Source organism: Pseudomonas sp. S07E 245 (genome assembly GCF_019599025.1).
Classification (GTDB): domain Bacteria; phylum Pseudomonadota; class Gammaproteobacteria; order Pseudomonadales; family Pseudomonadaceae; genus Aquipseudomonas; species Aquipseudomonas shirazensis.
In genome coordinates this window covers 5,102,811-5,119,756 of sequence record NZ_CP080625.1, presented here as the reverse complement: position 1 = coordinate 5,119,756, position 16,946 = coordinate 5,102,811, and the positions used below count along the sequence as shown (strand labels likewise).

The window sequence follows — 16,946 nt, the reverse complement described above, 5'->3', positions numbered from 1 at the left end:
CACGGACCGCGCACAACCTTGGATGACGAGAACTGATCTCATCGCCCCGCTCACGGGCAAAACCTTATACAATGTAGGCTTTTCCAGCCCTGCCAAAGGACCCGTAGTGAGCACTCTGCCTGCCTGCCCCAAATGCAATTCCGAATATACCTACGAAGACGGCACCCAGCTGATCTGCCCTGAATGCGCCCACGAGTGGTCGGCCAGCGGCGATGCCGAAGCAGCCAGCGATGACGTGGTGAAGAAGGATTCGGTCGGTAACGTCCTGCAGGACGGCGATACCATCACCGTGATCAAGGACCTCAAGGTCAAGGGCACCTCGCTGGTGGTCAAGGTCGGCACCAAGGTCAAGAACATCCGCCTGTGCGACGGCGACCATGACATCGACTGCAAGATCGACGGCATCGGCCCGATGAAGCTCAAGTCCGAGTTCGTGCGCAAGGTCTGACTTGCTCTGGTCTGGGGCTGCCCTCGGTGGCCCCGACAGATCCTGCAACAGGATCGACCGACCATTGGCGAAAAAACCAATAGTTACTTGCTATTTTGATAATAAGAATTATTCTCATTGGAAACAGCTATCCAAGGAGAGTAGCCATGACTTATCTGATCGACGCCTGGCTGGACCGCCCCCATCCCTACCTGAGAATCCTCCACCGCGAGACCGGTGAAGTGTGCGCGGTACTTGAACAGGACGCCCTCAACGAGCTACGCGACCAGGGTGACCTGGACCTGCATGGGCTTAATTCAAGCGAGCCGGTGGTGCTCAAGGAGCTGGTACGCAATTTGTTTCTGTTCTGCTATGCACGGGCATTGCGCCCTGGCGGGATGGACTGGAACTGAAGGTCAAGCGAAAGGGCCGCACCAGGCGGCCCAGACGGTCTTACAGAACGTCGAGCAGCTCGACGTCGAACACCAGAACGCTGTGCGGCGGGATGCTGCCAACGCCTTGAGCGCCGTAAGCCAGCTCGCTTGGCACATACAGGCGCCATTTGCTGCCGGCATTCATCAGTTGCAGAGCTTCGGTCCAGCCGGCGATCACGCCACCAACCGGGAATTCAGCAGGCTGACCACGATCGTAGGAACTGTCGAATACAGTGCCGTCGATCAGGGTGCCGTGGTAGTGGGTGCGTACAGTGTCGTCGCGGCTTGGCTTGGCGCCAACACCGGCGGTCAGCACTTCGAACTGCAGGCCCGAAGCCAGGGTGGTGATGCCTTCGCGCTTGGCGTTTTCAGCCAGGAACTCGACGCCCACAGCAGCAGCGACTTCAGCCTTGGCAGCGGCTTCGGCTTGCATGATGTCGCGGATGGTCTTGAACGCAGCCGACAGGTCGGCCTCGTTGACGCGGCTTTCAACGCCATTGAAGGCGTCGGTCAGGCCGGCGACGATGGCTTCCAGGCTGACGCCTGGTGGCGGGTTGTCACGCAGCTGACCGCCGAGCTGACGGCCAATGCCGTAGCTGACGCGGGTTTCGTCGGTGGACAGAATGAGTTCGGACATTGACTTGCTCCGCAGCAGGGCGCAGTGCAGCCGCGCCCTTGATCAAAAGGGCGAGCAGCCTAGCACACTGCAGCGCAGCAGATCAGCTACCGGGCCACTGCGCACCGCAGATACACAACCGCCCGGCCGTTGGGCAACGGTCGGGCGGCATGGGCAATGCGGCAGAGCAATGCCTAGTGCTTGGTCAGCTTGTCCAGATAACCCATGACAAATGCGGAAATGACAAAGGTCATGTGGATGATCACGTACCACATCAGCTTGTCGGTGGAGATGTTCTGCGCATCCATGAACACCCGCAGCAGATGAATCGAAGAAATTGCCACGATCGACGCGGCGACTTTCATCTTCAGCGAGGTCGAGTCCATCTTGCCCAGCCAGCTGAGCTTTTCCTTGCTGTCGTCGATGTCCAGCTGCGAGACGAAGTTCTCGTAGCCAGAGATCATCACCATCACCAGCAGGCCGCCAACCAGCGACATGTCGATCAGCGACAGGATGACCAGGATCAGGTCGGCCTCGCTGAGAGCGAACACATTGGGCAGCACATGCAGGACTTCTTGGAAGAACTTCAGCGCCAGCGCAAGCAGGCCAAGCGACAGGCCGAAGTAGATCGGGGCAAGCAACCAACGCGATGCGTACATCGCGTTCTCGAGAAAACGTTCCATGGAGGATAAAACTCGTCAGGTGAGCGGAAAGCGATCGCGAGTATAGCCACCCACCTGTTACAGCAAAAGCCTGCGGTCGGTTGCCGCAGGGTACAAATCGCTCAAGCGGGCGGGTCAGGTTTCAGGATGAAACTGATAGTCGCCCAGATTGCGGCAGCGTTCACCGTTGATCTTGCGCAGTTGCCCTTGCAGGTGCACACACCAGATCTGCGGGTCTTCAGCGACGTGGTAACCATGCAAGGTCAGGCTGTCGACAATCGCGTTGAGCACCGACTCGGCCACCAGCGGTCCATGAAACGGCCCCTGGGCCTTGATCGCCGAAGGCTGTTCACCGGCCATGCCGGCCGCAAACAGCAGCGTCCACATGCCGTTGTCGCCAGACAGCGGACGAATGCTGCATTCAATACGAGTCACCAGGCCAAGGCACTGGCGTGTGAGGCTGAGGTTGCGCATGGCGGCGTCCCCTCCGAGGTAACCATTTCAGCCAATCACTGCAGGCTGTTTCCATCCTGAACGCTGTTGCTCTCCCTAAGTTCCAGCATAGAAGATCAACGGAAAAAGATGGAAAACCGGCGCCGAACGGTAGCACATTGCCTCCAGCGCCGTTTTTTTGACTTACGCCGGTTTAGCTTGAGCGATCATCTCCTCCATACGTTCCTTCTCAGCGTCCTTGATGTCTTCCTCGCTGATCATTTCGGCAATCTCGCTGAGCCGCTCGACCACTCGGGCGTTGACACTGCCCTCGGGGAACTCACCGTTCTCATCCGGCGTACCGGCATCGGTGCCGACCAGCAGGCTCAACGCTTCGTCCGCCTGGCTGACCGCGTAGACGTTGAACTGACCCGCCTCCACTGCCTGCAACACACGCTCATCGAGCATCAACGTGGCGACGTTGGCGCGCGGGATGATCACCCCTTGCTCGCCGGTCAGGCCGCGCGCTTCGCACAGGCGGAAGAAGCCCTCGATCTTCTCGTTGACCCCGCCAACCGCCTGCACCTCGCCAAACTGGTTGATCGAGCCGGTGATGGCGAAACACTGCTTGAGCGGCGTGCGCGACAACGCCGAGATCAGCGTACAGGCCTCGCCCAGCGACGCACTGTCGCCATCGACATAGCCGTAGGACTGCTCAAGGGCGATGCTCGCCGAGATCGCCAGAGGGAATTCCTGGGCGTACCGGCTGCCCAGGTACCCGGTTAGGATCATCACCCCCTTGGAGTGAATCGGCTGGCCCAGATTGACCTCACGCTCGATGTCGACGATACCGCTCCCCCCCGGATACACCGTGGCCGAGATCCGCGCCGGCATACCGAACGCCGAATCACCCACCTCGAGCACGGTCAGGCCGTTGCACTTGCCGATCGCCGCACCTTCTGTGTCGATCAGGATGATCCCGGCCAGCATGTCGTCGAGCACCCGCTGCGAGACGCGCCCGGTACGAGTCGCCTTGGCTTTCAGGGCTCGTTCGATGTGCCCGGCATCAGTCATTTCGCCGTTGGCCAACTGGCGGATGAAGTCCGCCTCACTGACCAACTGGAACAGGTCGCCGATGCGCGCCGAGAGGCGTGACTGGTTTTCTGCCAGGCGAGCGCTGTAGGTGGCCAGACGCGCAACCGCGTCGCTGGTCAACGGCGCCATGCCCTCTTCGTTGGTGCGGGTACGCAGCAACTGGGCGAACTGCTCAAGGTTCTCGTCGACCATGGGCATGTCTTCGTCGAAGTCGACCAGCACCCGGAACATCTCCTGGAAGTCCGAGTCATGGTCTTGCAGCGCGTAGTACAGCTGACGCGAGCCAATGATCACCAACTTGACGTTGAGCGGGATCATCTGCGGCGCGAGGCTGACCGTGGCTACGCGGCCCAGCTCACCCAGCGGCGATTCCATCTTCAGCTTGCGCGACTGCAACGCACGCTTGAGGCCGTCCCAGACGTACGGCTCGCCGAGCATCTTCTCTGCTTCAAGGATCAGGAAGCCGCCATTGGCCCGGTGCAAGGCACCTGGACGCAACTGGCGGTAGGAGGTGTACAGCGCGCCCTGGTCGGTGCTGTATTCAATGCGACCGAACAGATTGTCGTAGGTCGGGTGCGGCTCGAACACTACCGGCGCGCCACCGCTGTTGGGGTGACCGACCATCAGGCTTGGCGCGTAATACTCCTCGAGCATCTTGCGCGCGACCGGGTCGGCCTTGGCGTCATCGACCAGTTCTTCAACCACGGTGCGCAGCAGGTTCAACTGCACCGATTGCAGATAGGCGCAGACTGCTGCGTTTTCAGCGTATTTTTCCGACAGCGGTGCCAACAGCGGCTGCAGTGCCAGGGTGATGGTTTCTTCGTTGAGCTGGCGCAGTTGGTTGTTCGACTCACGCTTCCATTGCGGCAGGCTGGCAAGCTCTTCGTTGAGACGCTCTTCAAGCTGCGAAATGTCGTCGTGGAAGCGCTCGCGCACTTCGTCCGGCAACTGGGCAAACTCCGCTTCGTCCAGCGCCTTGCCGTCGCTCATCGGCGTGAAGGCAACGTTGCTGGCGTCGCGGTACAGGGCCACGTCCTTTTCCAGCGAGGCGCGTTCGATAACGTCCAGGGCACGGTCGTAGCGCTGGTTGAAGGCGCGGTCGATGGCGCTTTTTTTCTGCTGGTAGGACGGGTGCTCGAACACTGCCGGGAAGGTCGCCAGCAGGTTGTCGATCAAACCGTTCATGTCACTGATGAACTCGCCGGCAGTGCCCGACGGCAGTTCCAGCGCACGCGGCTCGCGCATGTCCTCGAAGTTGTTGACGTAGACCCAGTCAGCCGGCGTCTTCTGGCGCTTGCCCTCGGCGCGCAGGTAGCGTTTGACGAAAGAGAAGCGACCGGTACCCGGCTCGCCCATGACAAACACGTTGTAACCAGGGCGCGGCATGGCCACACCGAATTGCAGGGCCTCGACAGCACGTTCCTGGCCCAGAACGCCGCGAAACGGTTCCAGATCGTCAGTATTGGTGAAAGCAAACTGCTCGGGAGAAAAACGCCGGGTCAGGGCTTCAGGCGCAAGACGCAGGCGCGCAGCGACAGGATCGGGCATTGGGTTTCCTTACTTCGGCGGGGCGATGAAAGCATTCTGGCGCTGCCTGACCGCACGTTGCAAGGCTCACCGGGACTTTATGTCGCAGCCAACCTCTGGCAATTACTCATGCAATTTTTTGTAATAAGCCACGCAACCTTTGGATCGTGCCTAAACTCCAACATTGCGCGGGGTAGCATTATGCTGTTCCGAGCTGGCAAGGAATTGCCAGAACCCCTGACCATTGGTAAGTCTACTAAGAAAGAGAACGAAGCTATGAAACGGATTCTTCTGGGTACTCTGTTCACCGCAATCTCGATCAACGCCATGGCAGAAGCGCCTGGTGGCCCGAACTGCGGCTGGGGCAACATGCTGTTCGAAGGCCAGCGCGGGACTCCTGCTCACTTCCTGGCTTCCACCACCAACGGTACTTCCGGCAACGCCACCTTCGGCATGACCTCGGGCACCAACGGTTGCTCGACCAAGGCTTCGCTGACCTACGGCGGCAAGTCCTGGTTCGCCATGAACGGCATGATGAACGAGCTTTCCGAAGACATGGCGCAAGGCCAGGGCGAAGCTCTGACCACCTACGCCGTGGTTCTCGGCGTTGCACCTGAAGATCGCGCGCACTTCGCCGCGGTTACCCACCAGCACTTCGGCGAGATCTTCAACAGCGCCGACGCCACTGCTGAAACCGTGCACAACAACACCCTCGCGGTGCTCAAAAGCGACCCGCAACTGGCCAAGTACGCTACCGAGGCTTGAGTCCGGCCCTTCCCGCCCCCTCACCGGGGCGGGACTGGCATCATCATCGGCATCCTTCAAGAAGTAGTTGCCCGACATGCTCAAACGCCTTGCCCTTCTGGCTCTGCTTGGCAGCGCCCAGCTCAACGCTGCACCCCACGTCGACCCTGCGCGCCTGCAACAGCTGGCGGCCACGCCCTACTGGATTGCCCTCGGCCACTACGAGACCGGCAAACTGGGCGGTTGGCGCAGTTATGTCGACGATGCCAAATTCTTCCTCGCCGAAGACGGCGGGCACCATCCCGACCGCGAACTGGCGGCCACTGTACAAGCGTTGTACGCCCCGGCCGACCTCGGCGACAAGCACGCCCAATGCGTCTACCCCGCGCGCACCCGCTGGCTGCGTGAGCAACTCGACCTGCAAGACCTGCCGCAGCCCGACTGCGCCGAATTCCGCCAGTGGTATCAGTCGGTAGACCCGCACAGCGCAGTACTGATATTCCCCGCGGCTTACCTGAACAGCCCCTCGTCGATGTTCGGCCATACCCTGCTGCGTATCGACCAGGCCAAGACCCGCGACGACGACACCACCCTGCTCAGCTACGCGATCAACTTCGGTGCCTACATCGAAGGCAGCGACAACAGCATTCTCTATGCCTGGAAAGGCCTGGCAGGCGGCTACCCCGGGTTATTCGCGCTGATGCCGTACCAGGAGAAGTTGTCCGAGTATCGCAGCCTGGAAAACCGCGACCTGTGGGAGTACCAGCTGGACCTGACGCCGACCGAGACCGGGCGCATGGTCGAGCACGTCTGGGAACTCAAACAGGTCCAGTTCGACTATTTCTTCTTTGACGAAAACTGCTCGTATCGCCTGCTCGAACTGCTGCAGGTCGCCCGCCCCGGGCTGGACCTGACCTCGCAGTTCCCGCTGACCGCGATCCCTACCGACACGGTCAAGGCAGTCAAGCAATCCGGGCTGGTTTCCAGTGTTCGCTACCGGCCCTCGCGTGAACGTGAACTGCTGGCCCGCGCAGATTCGCTCGATCATCAGGAAAAACAGCAAGTGCTGGCCATCAGCGCCGACACCGCGCAGCTGCAGAGCGCCGAATTCAACGCCCTGCCCAAGCCTCGTCAGGCCCTGGTGCAAGACGCCGCCTACCGTCTGGAGCGCTATCGCGCCAACGGCCAGGAACGCGACCCGGCTCAGGCCAAGCGCAGTTTCGAGCTGCTGCAGGCAATCAACCGCAATCCACCTGAGCCACTCGAAGTAGAACGCCCGGGCCTGCCTGAAAACGGCCACCAGTCGCGCACCTGGCAGGTTGGCGTTGGCACCCGTGAAGACCGCGCCTTTGCCGAGTACGGCCTGCGCATGGCTTACCACGACCTCAACGACAACGCCTACGGCTTCCCACTCGGCGCGCAGATCGAGATTCTCCAACTCAAGCTGCGCCAGTACGAAGGCAACGACTGGCAGGTACAGCAACTCGACCTCGCCACCATCCGCTCCCTGACGCCGCGCAACGAGCTGCTCAAACCGCTGTCGTGGCAGGTTGCCGGTGGCCTTGAGCGGGTACCGGGCAAGCATGACGATGAAGTGCTGGTCAGCCACGTCAACGGCGGCGCCGGCGGCACCTGGCAGTTGGCCGACGGCTTGCTCGGCTTTGCCTTGGGCACGGTAAGGGTCGAACACCACAACGACTTTGCCGAGTTCATCAGCCCGGCTGCAGGCTTCAATGGTGGCCTGCTCTGGCGCAATGGGCTGGGCAACATGACCGTCGAAGCCAAGGGCGATTACTTCACCAATGGCGAAGTGCGCCGCAGCCTCAGCCTCAATCAGCAGTGGGAAATCAGCCAGGACCTGGGCCTGCGCCTGAGCGCCAAGCGTGAATACAGCCACCTGGCCACTGCGCAAAACGAGGTGATGCTCGAGTTGAAGTGGTACCACTACTGATGCAGCCGGCCCCGGTCTGAGCGCACAGGGTTGCATTCAGGCCGGGTTTGGCCGTACAGCAATCCAACATTGTTTTGACATCAGCGCGACAATCCGGCGCCTAGACTCTCTCTATTACGTGGAGGTCTGGCACATGTCGCGGTACTGGCTTGGAATCGGAATAGCATTGTTGCTCACGGGCTGCCAGTCAGCTCACGAGCAGATGATCGAGCACGGCTATCCGCCCGCCTACGCCGATGGTTACGGCGACGGCTGCAGCAGCGGCCGCCAGGCGGCGGGCTTGATGGTCGGGGACTTTCGCAAGAACGTGCCGCGTTATCTCGCCGAGCGCCAGTATGAAACCGGATGGGACGATGGCTTTCGGCAGTGCCAGAGCATGCAGGCCAATCAGGATTTGCGTGACTACCGCGAACACTACTGGAACGAGCGTGACCGCGACTGGCAGCATGAAAAGGATCGCGACACCGCGCGGGCCTACCGTCATAACTAGGCCCCGAACTGCCTTCAACTGAAACGACCAGCCTGTGGCAGAGGTCTCATGCCTGAGGAGGGCCGAGCATGAGCCGAGCATTTGTCAACGAAGACCACACCGCCGCCCAGGCCGAACAGCCGGTTGAGCGGCGGGTCAGCGAGCAACCCAACTACGTCACCGCTGCTGGCCTGCGCTTGCTGCAGCAGCGCGTGGCCGCGCTGAACGCCCAGCGAGAGCAACTGCTGGCAGACGGTGAGCGTGCCGACAAGCAGCAGGTGGCAAACACCGAAAGCGAACTGCGTTACTTCGCCGCGCGCGTGCAGAGCGCACAGGTGGTGCCACCGGCGACCTCCGAGCAGAAGGTGCAGATTGGCAGCTGCGTGATGTTTATCGATGAGGATGAGCAACAACACAGCGTGCAGTTGGTCGGCGAGGATCAAGCAGACGCCAGGCAAGGCCTGATCAACTGGGGTTCGCCATTGGGGCGCGCAGTACTAGGCGCGGCGCCGGGGGATGAAGTCCTGTGGCGGCGCCCGGCCGGGGACCAGATGATCGTTATTACCGCCATAACGCCGGACGCTGTGTAGGAGCGGCCTTGCCGGGGCGCCGGACCGGCAAGGCCGCTCCTACACAAGCGTATGTCAGACCACGCCTTGCGCCAGCATCGCGTCAGCGACTTTGACGAAGCCGGCGATGTTGGCGCCTTTGACGTAGTTGACCTTACCGTCGGCTTCTTCGCCGTAATGCACGCAAGCATGGTGGATCGACTGCATGATGTTGTGCAGCTTGCTGTCCACTTCACCCGCGGTCCACAGCAGGCGCATGGCGTTCTGCGACATTTCCAGGCCGCTGACGGCAACGCCGCCGGCGTTCGAAGCCTTACCCGGGGCATACAGAATGCCCGCGTCGATGAAGATATCCACAGCCTCGAGCGTGGTCGGCATGTTGGCGCCTTCTGCCACACAGATACAGCCGTTGCGCAGCAGAGTCTGCGCGTCTTCGGCTCCCAGCTCATTCTGAGTAGCACATGGCAGGGCGATGTCGCAGGCCAGGGTCCATGGAGTTTGCCCCTTGCGGAACTCCAGGCCGAACTGGCTGGCCAGCTCGCTGATACGCCCACGCTTGACGTTTTTCAGCTCCATCAATGCATCCCACTGGGCATCGTTCAGGCCAGCTTCGCAGTACAGCGTGCCTTCCGAGTCGGACAGCGAGATGACCTTGCCGCCCAGGTCCATGACCTTGCGCGCTGCATACTGAGCCACGTTGCCGGAGCCGGAGATGGCCACCCGGCGACCGTCGATACGCAGGCCCTGACGCTTGAGCATTTCTTCAGCGAAGTACACGCAGCCGTAGCCGGTCGCTTCCGGGCGGATCAGGCTGCCGCCGTAGGTCATGCCTTTGCCGGTCAGCACCGAGGTGAACTGGTTGGCCAGGCGCTTGTACTGGCCGAACATGAAGCCGATCTCGCGTGCACCAACGCCGATATCACCGGCCGGCACGTCGCAATCAGCACCAATGTGGCGGTACAGCTCGCTCATGAAGGCCTGGCAGAAGCGCATCACTTCAGCGTCGCTCTTGCCCTTTGGATCGAAGTCCGAGCCGCCCTTGCCGCCGCCCATGGGCAGCGAGGTCAGCGAGTTCTTGAAGGTCTGCTCGAAGGCGAGGAACTTGAGCACGCTGAGGTTGACCGAGCGATGGAAGCGCAAGCCGCCTTTGTAGGGGCCGATGGCGCTGTTCATCTGGATGCGGTAGCCGCGGTTGACCTGGACCTTGCCCTGATCATCGACCCAGGAGACACGGAACAGAATCGCGCGCTCAGGCTCGACGATACGCTCGAGAATGCCGGCTTGCAGGTAGTGAGGGTTGGCCTCGAGGAAGGGCCAAAGCGTACGCAGGACCTCCTCCACTGCCTGGTGGAATTCGGGTTGGCCTGGGTCACGCTGCTGCAGGCGCGCGAGGAAATCGTCGACGGATTCGATCATGCTAGACATCTCACCAAGAGAGGGTTGGACTTATATTTTTTCCCGACTCTATCAAGAACCGCTCGCACTGCAACAGGGCGAAATGTCGTTTTTTTGAAATAAATTGGTGCGTTTTATATAAATGTATACAAAGGACCACGCGGAATGCTTGTGAAAGCAGCCTGACCTTAGCTTAAGCAGGCACAAAAAAGGGGCCCCGCAGAGCCCCAATCTTGTGCAGCGGATGAAGCGGTTACTGCGCCAGCTTCTTGTGGCGAACACGGTGCGGCTGGGCCGCTGCATCGCCGAGGCGTTTCTTGCGATCAGCTTCGTACTCGGTGTAGTTACCTTCGAAGAACAGCACGTTGGAGTCGTCTTCGTAGGCGAGGATGTGCGTGGCGACACGGTCCAGGAACCACCGATCGTGAGAGATCACGATGGCTGCGCCTGGGAAGTCGAGCAGCGCTTCCTCCAGCGAACGCAGGGTTTCGACGTCGAGGTCGTTGGACGGTTCGTCGAGCAGCAGGACGTTGCCGCCTTCTTTCAAGGTCAGCGCCAGGTGCAGACGGCCACGCTCACCACCGGACAGGTCCTTGACGAACTTCTGCTGGTCCCCGCCCTTGAAGTTGAAGCGGCCAACATAGGTACGCGCCGGGATCTCATAGTTGCCGATGCGGATCTGGTCGGAGCCGTCGGAAATCTGCTGGAATACCGACTTGCTGCCGTCGAGGTCCTCGCGGCTCTGGTCAACACAGGCCAGCTGCACGGTTTCGCCGATCTCGATGGTGCCCGAGTCCGGTTGCTCTTTGCCCATCAGCATGCGGAACAGGGTCGACTTACCGGCACCGTTACCGCCGATCACGCCAACGATGGCGCCTTTAGGCATGGCGAATGAGAGGTTCTCGATCAGCACGCGATCGCCATAGCTCTTGCTGACGTTCTTGAACTCGATGACCTTGTCGCCCAGACGTGGACCGGCCGGGATATAGATCTCGTTGGTCTCGCTGCGCTTCTGGAATTCCTGCGACTGCATTTCTTCGAAGCGTGCCAGACGGGCCTTGGACTTGGACTGGCGGGCCTTGGCGCCTTTGCGCACCCACTCCAGTTCTTCCTTCATGGCTTTTTCGTGCGCGCTCTGCTGCTTGGACTCTTGCGCCAGACGGTCCGACTTGGCTTCCAGCCAGCCCGAATAGTTGCCTTCGTACGGGATACCGGCGCCGCGGTCGAGCTCGAGGATCCAGCCGGCAACGTTGTCGAGGAAGTACCGGTCGTGGGTAATCGCGACCACGGTACCCGGGAAGTCGTGCAGGAAGCGCTCGAGCCAGGCCACCGAATCAGCATCCAGGTGGTTGGTTGGTTCGTCGAGCAGGAGCATGTCGGGGGCCGACAGCAGCAGGCGGCACAGAGCGACGCGGCGTTTTTCACCACCGGAGAGGTGCTCGACCTTGGCATCCCATGCCGGCAGACGCAGGGCATCGGCAGCGACTTCGAGCTGACGCTCGAGGTTGTGGCCGTCGGCGGCCTGCAGGATCGACTCGAGCTTGGCCTGTTCGGCAGCCAGCTTGTCGAAGTCGGCATCCGGTTCGGCGTAGGCAGCGTAGACCTCGTCCAGGCGCGCCTGGGCGTCCTTGATCACGCTGACCGCTTCCTCGACCACTTCACGCACGGTCTTGGTTGGGTCCAGCTGCGGCTCCTGAGGCAGGTAGCCGACGTTCAGTTCAGGCATCGGACGGGCTTCACCGTCGAACTCTTTGTCGACGCCAGCCATGATCTTCAGCAACGTCGATTTGCCCGAACCGTTGAGGCCGAGCACGCCGATCTTGGCGCCGGGGAAGAACGACAGCGAAATGTTCTTCAGGATTTCGCGCTTCGGCGGCACGACCTTGCTCAGCCGATGCATGGTGTAGACGTATTGAGCCAAAACCAAGCCCTCTATAGATAGGTGAAGACATCCGAACTACCCGGCTGATGCCAGGGGGATGTGCTTACAGGGTGTCAGTGAACAAAGGCGACCATTCTACGCCAACTGCGGGCGTTGGCCAGATGTCAGGGCTTGAGGTGCAGGGGCTGCTTTGCAGCCCCAATCACACAGCTGTCAAGCCAGCAGCCTCAACCACGCCGCTGCTTGGCCTGCTTGCCTCGCGGCGGGCGATTGCCGGCCTGCTTGACCAGCTGCGCCGCCCAGGCGGCCTTGGCATTGAAGCTGGCCGCAGGCGCTGGCTGGCTCGACACTGGCTGCTTGAGCACAGACGCCAGCGCAGGGTTGACCTGCGGCGTGGCTACCGAAGGAGCCGCTGCAGGCAACACCACCGAGGCGACCGCAAAACCAGGCTCACTGGCAGCCTTGGCAGCCTTGGCCGACTTGCGCAGCTCAGCCAGCGACGGGCTCTTGCGCACCACTGCCGCGTTGGCATCAGGTTTGACCAGCGAGCGCTGGCAGGATTTACACGAGACGGCATCGGCCACACCGGTGCTGACCAGGGTCTGGCTGCTGCGCCCGCAGGCGGAATCGAGGCCGTTGAGGGAATAGTGGGTAACCAAAACCGTACATCTCCAGAAGCATAAACAGTCGAGCGGCAGGCATTCTCGCACAGCCAGCCTGGGGTTGCCGAACCGGACCCGATCAACGCATCGGCGACAGGCTGAATGCGGAGCTGGCACTTCGCCACAATTGCAGGCATGCTAGCCGCCTTCATGTGTCCACAACTATAAGTGCGCGCCACTCCAGGCTCAGGCACGACCCATGCATGTTGCGCCCCTGCCGTCGCCGCCCAATTGCAGGACCATCGCTTGACCAATCTCAACCAACCGCCCGTTTTGCGCCCTGCTCCCACTTCGAGCAGTGTATCCCTGCGCGGCTCGCTCAAGGGCGCGCTGGCCATGCTTGCGCTGGTTTTGCTGGGTTTGCTGCTGTGGCAGTTGTTCGCGCAGTTCCGCCATACCCAGGCTGAAATGCGCGAACACACGGTTGTCGCCAGCGCCAAATTGGCCGACAACCTCAACCTGAATCTGGCGCTCAAGGCTCAGCAAGCGCTGAACCTGGTCCAGCCCTACGTCAAAGCGCCGACGCCTGAAGCATTGCCGTCGCTGCTGCAAACCCTGCAGACGCGCCTGCCTAGCCTGCGCCATGTGGCCTGGTTGAACCAGAATGGCCAGGTCGTGGCCGACAGCTTGGTCGGCAGCCCTGACCGCCAGTTGATTGACGAGTTGCTGCAATTGAATCGCGGCCGCAGCCATTTCTTTGCCAATGCTGCGGACAACGGCACGATCTATCTGCTGCTGCGGCAAACGCCGGAACAAGGCGTCGGGTATTGGCTGCTGCGTCTGAGTCCTGACTATTACCCGGCGCTGACCGAGCATCTGGACGGCCCTGACCACCCGCTCTGGCTGCTGGAAAGCAGCCGCGACGGTGCGGTGCTGGAGCGCCATGAGCCCGCCGCTTCCAGCGGTGAACCGCTACAAAGCGTGATGCTCGCCTTCCTCGATAACAGTACCTGGCAACTGCGCGGCCTGTATGACGAAGGCTTGACTCGCCAGCAACTGCTGCTGCCAATGCTGGGCAAGTGCCTGCTGGTGGTGATCTGTGCGTTGCTGCCGTTGCTGGCACTGATCAACATGCGCCGGCGCCAGCGCGCGCTGCAGGAAGACCGCCGCCGCTATCACGAGATTTTCGAAGGCACCGGGGTTGCCCTGTGCGTGCTCGACCTGTCGAGCCTGCCCGGTCAGCTCGACCGCTATCACCTGCGCAACCTGGCTGCACTGAGGCAGAGCCTGGCGCTGGAACCAAACCTGCGCCGCTCGTTGCTGCAGGAGCTGAAAATCACCGAGATCAACCAGGTGGCGCGCCACTTGCTCAGTGTCGAATGCCACGAAGGCGCCTGGCAGCGCCTGATCGAGGCGTCCGGGCATGGCCGCGAGAGCGTCGGCATGCAGTTGATCGACGCCCTGATCGAACAGCGCGGCGTGCTTGAACTGGAAGTCTGCCTGCCGGCGCCACTGGGAGGCGATCTGCACCTGTGGCTGATGGTGCGCCTGCCACAGCAACGCCGCGATTATCAGGCGGTGATCCTCAGCATCAGCGATATCACCAGCCGCAAGCAGGTCGAGTTGTCGCTGCTGGAGCGCGAAAGCTTCTGGTCGGACGTGGTCCGTACCGTGCCCGATCAGCTCTACGTGCAGGACGTGGCCAGCCAGCGGATGATCTTCAGCAACCGGCATCTGGGCCAGACCCTGGGCTACAACCGCGCCGAGCTGGCGCAGATGGGCGAGCGCTTCTGGGAGCTGTTGCTGCACCCCGAAGACGCCGCGCACTATCGCAGCCAGCTGCAGTTGCAACGCGACAGCGGCCACCGCGAGGCGCTGCACTGCCAGTTGCGCTTCCGCCACCATGACGGCGGCTGGCGTTGCTATGACATCCGCGAGCAGGTGCTGACCCGCGACAACGATGGCCAGGTCACGCGCATCGTCGGCGTCGGCAAAGACGTCACCGTACAGATCGAGGCCAGCGCGTCGCTGCGTGACAGCGAGCAACGCTACCGCATGCTCGCCGAGAGCATCAGCGACGTGATCTTCTCCACCGACAGCCGCTTGCTGCTCAATTACGTCAGCCCGTCGGTGCGCGCGGTGCTCGGCTATGAGGCAGAGTGGATATTCGCCAATGGCTGGCAGTCGGTGGTCGCCAACCCGGCCCAGTTGAGCGGTGTCTACAGTTTGATGGAGCAGGTCAGCAAAGCGATCGATGACCGCGCGCAACTGGCCCTGCTGCGCACCGAGCTGCCGACCCAGCTGTTCCTGTTCGACTGCCTGCGCGCCGATGGCCGCAAGATCCCGATTGAGCTGCGCCTGGTGCTGGTGTGGGATGAGCACGAGCGCTTCGAGGGCATCCTTGGGGTCGGCCGCGACATCAGCCAGCAACGCCGTGCCGAAAAAGACCTGCGCATGGCGGCAACGGTATTCGAGCACTCGACCTCGGCGATTCTGATCACCGACCCGGCCGGCTACATCGTTCAGGCCAACGACGCCTTCAGCCGGGTCAGTGGTTATGCGGTCAGCGAAGTGCTCGACCAACTGCCACGCCTGCTCACCGTCGAGGACCAGCAGGAATCGCACCTGCGTTACGTGCTCAAGCAACTCAACCAGCGCGGTAGCTGGGAGGGCGAAGTCTGGCTCAAACGCCGTGACGGCGAGCATTACCCGGCCTGGGTCGGCATCACCGCGGTGCTCGACGACGAGGGCGACCTGGCCAGCTACGTGTGCTTCTTCACCGATATCAGTGAGCGCAAGGCCAGCGAACAGCGCATTCACCGCCTGGCCTATTACGACGCCCTGACCCACCTGCCCAACCGCACCCTGTTCCAGGACCGCCTGTACACGGCGCTGCAGCAGGCCGAGCGGCAGAAGTCGTGGGTGGTGCTGATGTTCCTCGACCTGGACCGCTTCAAGCCGATCAACGACTCGCTCGGCCACGCCGCCGGCGACCGCATGCTCAAGGACATGGCCCAGCGCCTGCTCGAGTGCGTCGATGACGACGACACCGTAGCGCGCATGGGCGGCGACGAATTCACCCTGCTGCTGCAGCCGCGCGCCAGCCGCGAGCAAGCCCTGAACCGGGCCATTCATGTTGCCGAGAGCATTCTTGGCAGCCTGGTGCGGCCGTTCGTACTGGAGAACCGCGAGTTCTTCGTCACCGCCAGTATCGGCATCGCCCTGAGCCCGCAGGATGGCAGCGAACTCAGCCAGCTGATGAAAAACGCCGACACCGCCATGTACCACGCCAAGGAGCGCGGCAAGAACAACTTCCAGTTCTACCAGACCGAGATGAACGCCAGTGCCCTCGAGCGCCTGGAACTGGAAAGCGATTTGCGCCATGCCCTCGAACAGAACGAATTCATCCTCTATTACCAGCCGCAATTCAGTGGCGACGGCAAACGCCTGACCGGCGCCGAAGCGCTGCTGCGCTGGCGCCACCCACGCCGCGGGCTGGTGCCGCCGGGCGATTTCATCCCGGTGCTGGAAGAGGTCGGGCTGGTGGTGGATGTCGGTGACTGGGTGTTGCGCGAGTCGTGCCGCCAGCTCAAGGCCTGGCATCAGGCCAAGGTGCGCGTACCGAAAGTGTCGGTGAACATCTCGGCGCGGCAGTTCTCCGACGGCCAGTTGGGCACGCGCATCGCGACCATTCTTGAAGAAACCGGGCTGCCGCCGGCGTGCCTGGAGCTGGAGCTGACCGAAAGCATCCTGATGCGCGAAGTGCATGAGGCCATGCAGATTCTCGACAGCCTGAAAAACCTTGGCCTGAGCATCGCCGTGGATGACTTCGGCACTGGCTACTCATCGCTCAACTACCTGAAGCAGTTCCCCATCGATGTGCTCAAGATCGACCGCACCTTCGTCGACGGCCTGCCCTCCGGCGAGCAAGATGCGCAGATCGCCCGGGCGATCATCGCCATGGCCCACAGCCTCAACCTGGCGGTGATCGCCGAGGGTGTCGAAACCCACGAGCAGCTGGAGTTTCTGCGCGAGCACGACTGCGACGAAGTGCAGGGCTACCTGTTCGGCCGGCCAATGCCGCCGCAGCAGTTCGAAGCGCAGTTCAGCAACGAGACGCTGTTCATGTTCCAGTGAGCCG

General features: G+C 61.8%; 14 protein-coding genes. 7 read left to right on the top strand and 7 right to left on the bottom strand.

Going from position 1 to position 16,946, the window contains the following annotated elements:
* Positions 1–106: 106 nt before the first annotated feature.
* Entirely contained in the window at positions 107–448 is a 342-nt protein-coding gene (locus tag K3F44_RS23540; protein ID WP_101316396.1) for a zinc ribbon domain-containing protein YjdM, read from the top strand.
* Between the two features lie 146 nt (positions 449–594).
* Positions 595–840: a hypothetical protein gene (locus tag K3F44_RS23535; protein WP_220633065.1), complete on the top strand. Its 246-nt coding sequence runs from the start codon at positions 595–597 to the stop codon at positions 838–840.
* Positions 841–880: 40 nt separating this feature from the next.
* Here K3F44_RS23535 and K3F44_RS23530 read toward each other — a convergent pair whose 3' ends face one another.
* From K3F44_RS23530 to K3F44_RS23515, 4 genes are all read right to left on the bottom strand, one after another.
* Entirely contained in the window at positions 881–1,498 is a 618-nt protein-coding gene (locus tag K3F44_RS23530; protein ID WP_101316392.1) for an FKBP-type peptidyl-prolyl cis-trans isomerase, read from the bottom strand.
* 173 nt (positions 1,499–1,671) lie between these two features.
* Positions 1,672–2,160, bottom strand: a complete 489-nt coding sequence (locus K3F44_RS23525) for a TIGR00645 family protein (RefSeq protein ID WP_101316390.1) — start codon at positions 2,158–2,160, stop codon at positions 1,672–1,674.
* Between the two features lie 114 nt (positions 2,161–2,274).
* Positions 2,275–2,613 carry a hypothetical protein gene (locus K3F44_RS23520; RefSeq protein WP_101316388.1) on the bottom strand — a complete coding sequence of 113 codons (339 nt, stop codon included), beginning with the start codon at positions 2,611–2,613 and terminating at the stop codon, positions 2,275–2,277.
* A 162-nt stretch (positions 2,614–2,775) separates the two neighbouring features.
* Entirely contained in the window at positions 2,776–5,214 is a 2,439-nt protein-coding gene (locus K3F44_RS23515) for a Lon protease family protein (RefSeq protein WP_103436004.1), read from the bottom strand.
* A gap of 255 nt (positions 5,215–5,469) precedes the next feature.
* Between K3F44_RS23515 and K3F44_RS23510 the strand changes: the two genes are divergently transcribed.
* The 4 genes from K3F44_RS23510 to K3F44_RS23495 all read left to right on the top strand — a co-directional run bounded on the left by K3F44_RS23510 (position 5,470) and on the right by K3F44_RS23495 (position 8,947).
* Positions 5,470–5,958: a DUF3015 domain-containing protein gene (locus K3F44_RS23510; protein ID WP_101316383.1), complete on the top strand. Its 489-nt coding sequence runs from the start codon at positions 5,470–5,472 to the stop codon at positions 5,956–5,958.
* Between the two features lie 76 nt (positions 5,959–6,034).
* Positions 6,035–7,888, top strand: coding sequence for a DUF4105 domain-containing protein (locus K3F44_RS23505; protein WP_220633064.1), 1,854 nt, complete (start codon positions 6,035–6,037; stop codon positions 7,886–7,888).
* A gap of 133 nt (positions 7,889–8,021) precedes the next feature.
* Positions 8,022–8,378 carry a hypothetical protein gene (locus K3F44_RS23500; RefSeq protein ID WP_150570016.1) on the top strand — a complete coding sequence of 119 codons (357 nt, stop codon included), beginning with the start codon at positions 8,022–8,024 and terminating at the stop codon, positions 8,376–8,378.
* Between the two features lie 68 nt (positions 8,379–8,446).
* Positions 8,447–8,947 carry a GreA/GreB family elongation factor gene (locus K3F44_RS23495; protein ID WP_220633063.1) on the top strand — a complete coding sequence of 167 codons (501 nt, stop codon included), beginning with the start codon at positions 8,447–8,449 and terminating at the stop codon, positions 8,945–8,947.
* A gap of 54 nt (positions 8,948–9,001) precedes the next feature.
* Here the strand turns inward: K3F44_RS23495 and gdhA are convergent, their stop codons facing one another.
* The 3 genes from gdhA to K3F44_RS23480 form a co-directional block, all read right to left on the bottom strand.
* Positions 9,002–10,342 (bottom strand): NADP-specific glutamate dehydrogenase, encoded by a 1,341-nt coding sequence (gene gdhA / locus K3F44_RS23490; RefSeq protein WP_101316375.1) that lies wholly within the window; start codon positions 10,340–10,342, stop codon positions 9,002–9,004.
* A gap of 232 nt (positions 10,343–10,574) precedes the next feature.
* Entirely contained in the window at positions 10,575–12,242 is a 1,668-nt protein-coding gene (gene ettA, locus K3F44_RS23485) for an energy-dependent translational throttle protein EttA (RefSeq protein WP_103435998.1), read from the bottom strand.
* Positions 12,243–12,430: 188 nt separating this feature from the next.
* The gene (locus K3F44_RS23480; protein WP_150570014.1) at positions 12,431–12,862 is read right to left on the bottom strand and encodes a hypothetical protein; all 432 of its coding nucleotides are present in this window, start codon (positions 12,860–12,862) and stop codon (positions 12,431–12,433) included.
* A 249-nt stretch (positions 12,863–13,111) separates the two neighbouring features.
* Between K3F44_RS23480 and K3F44_RS23475 the strand changes: the two genes are divergently transcribed.
* Entirely contained in the window at positions 13,112–16,942 is a 3,831-nt protein-coding gene (locus K3F44_RS23475) for an EAL domain-containing protein (RefSeq protein ID WP_310794599.1), read from the top strand.
* Positions 16,943–16,946 lie beyond the last annotated feature (4 nt).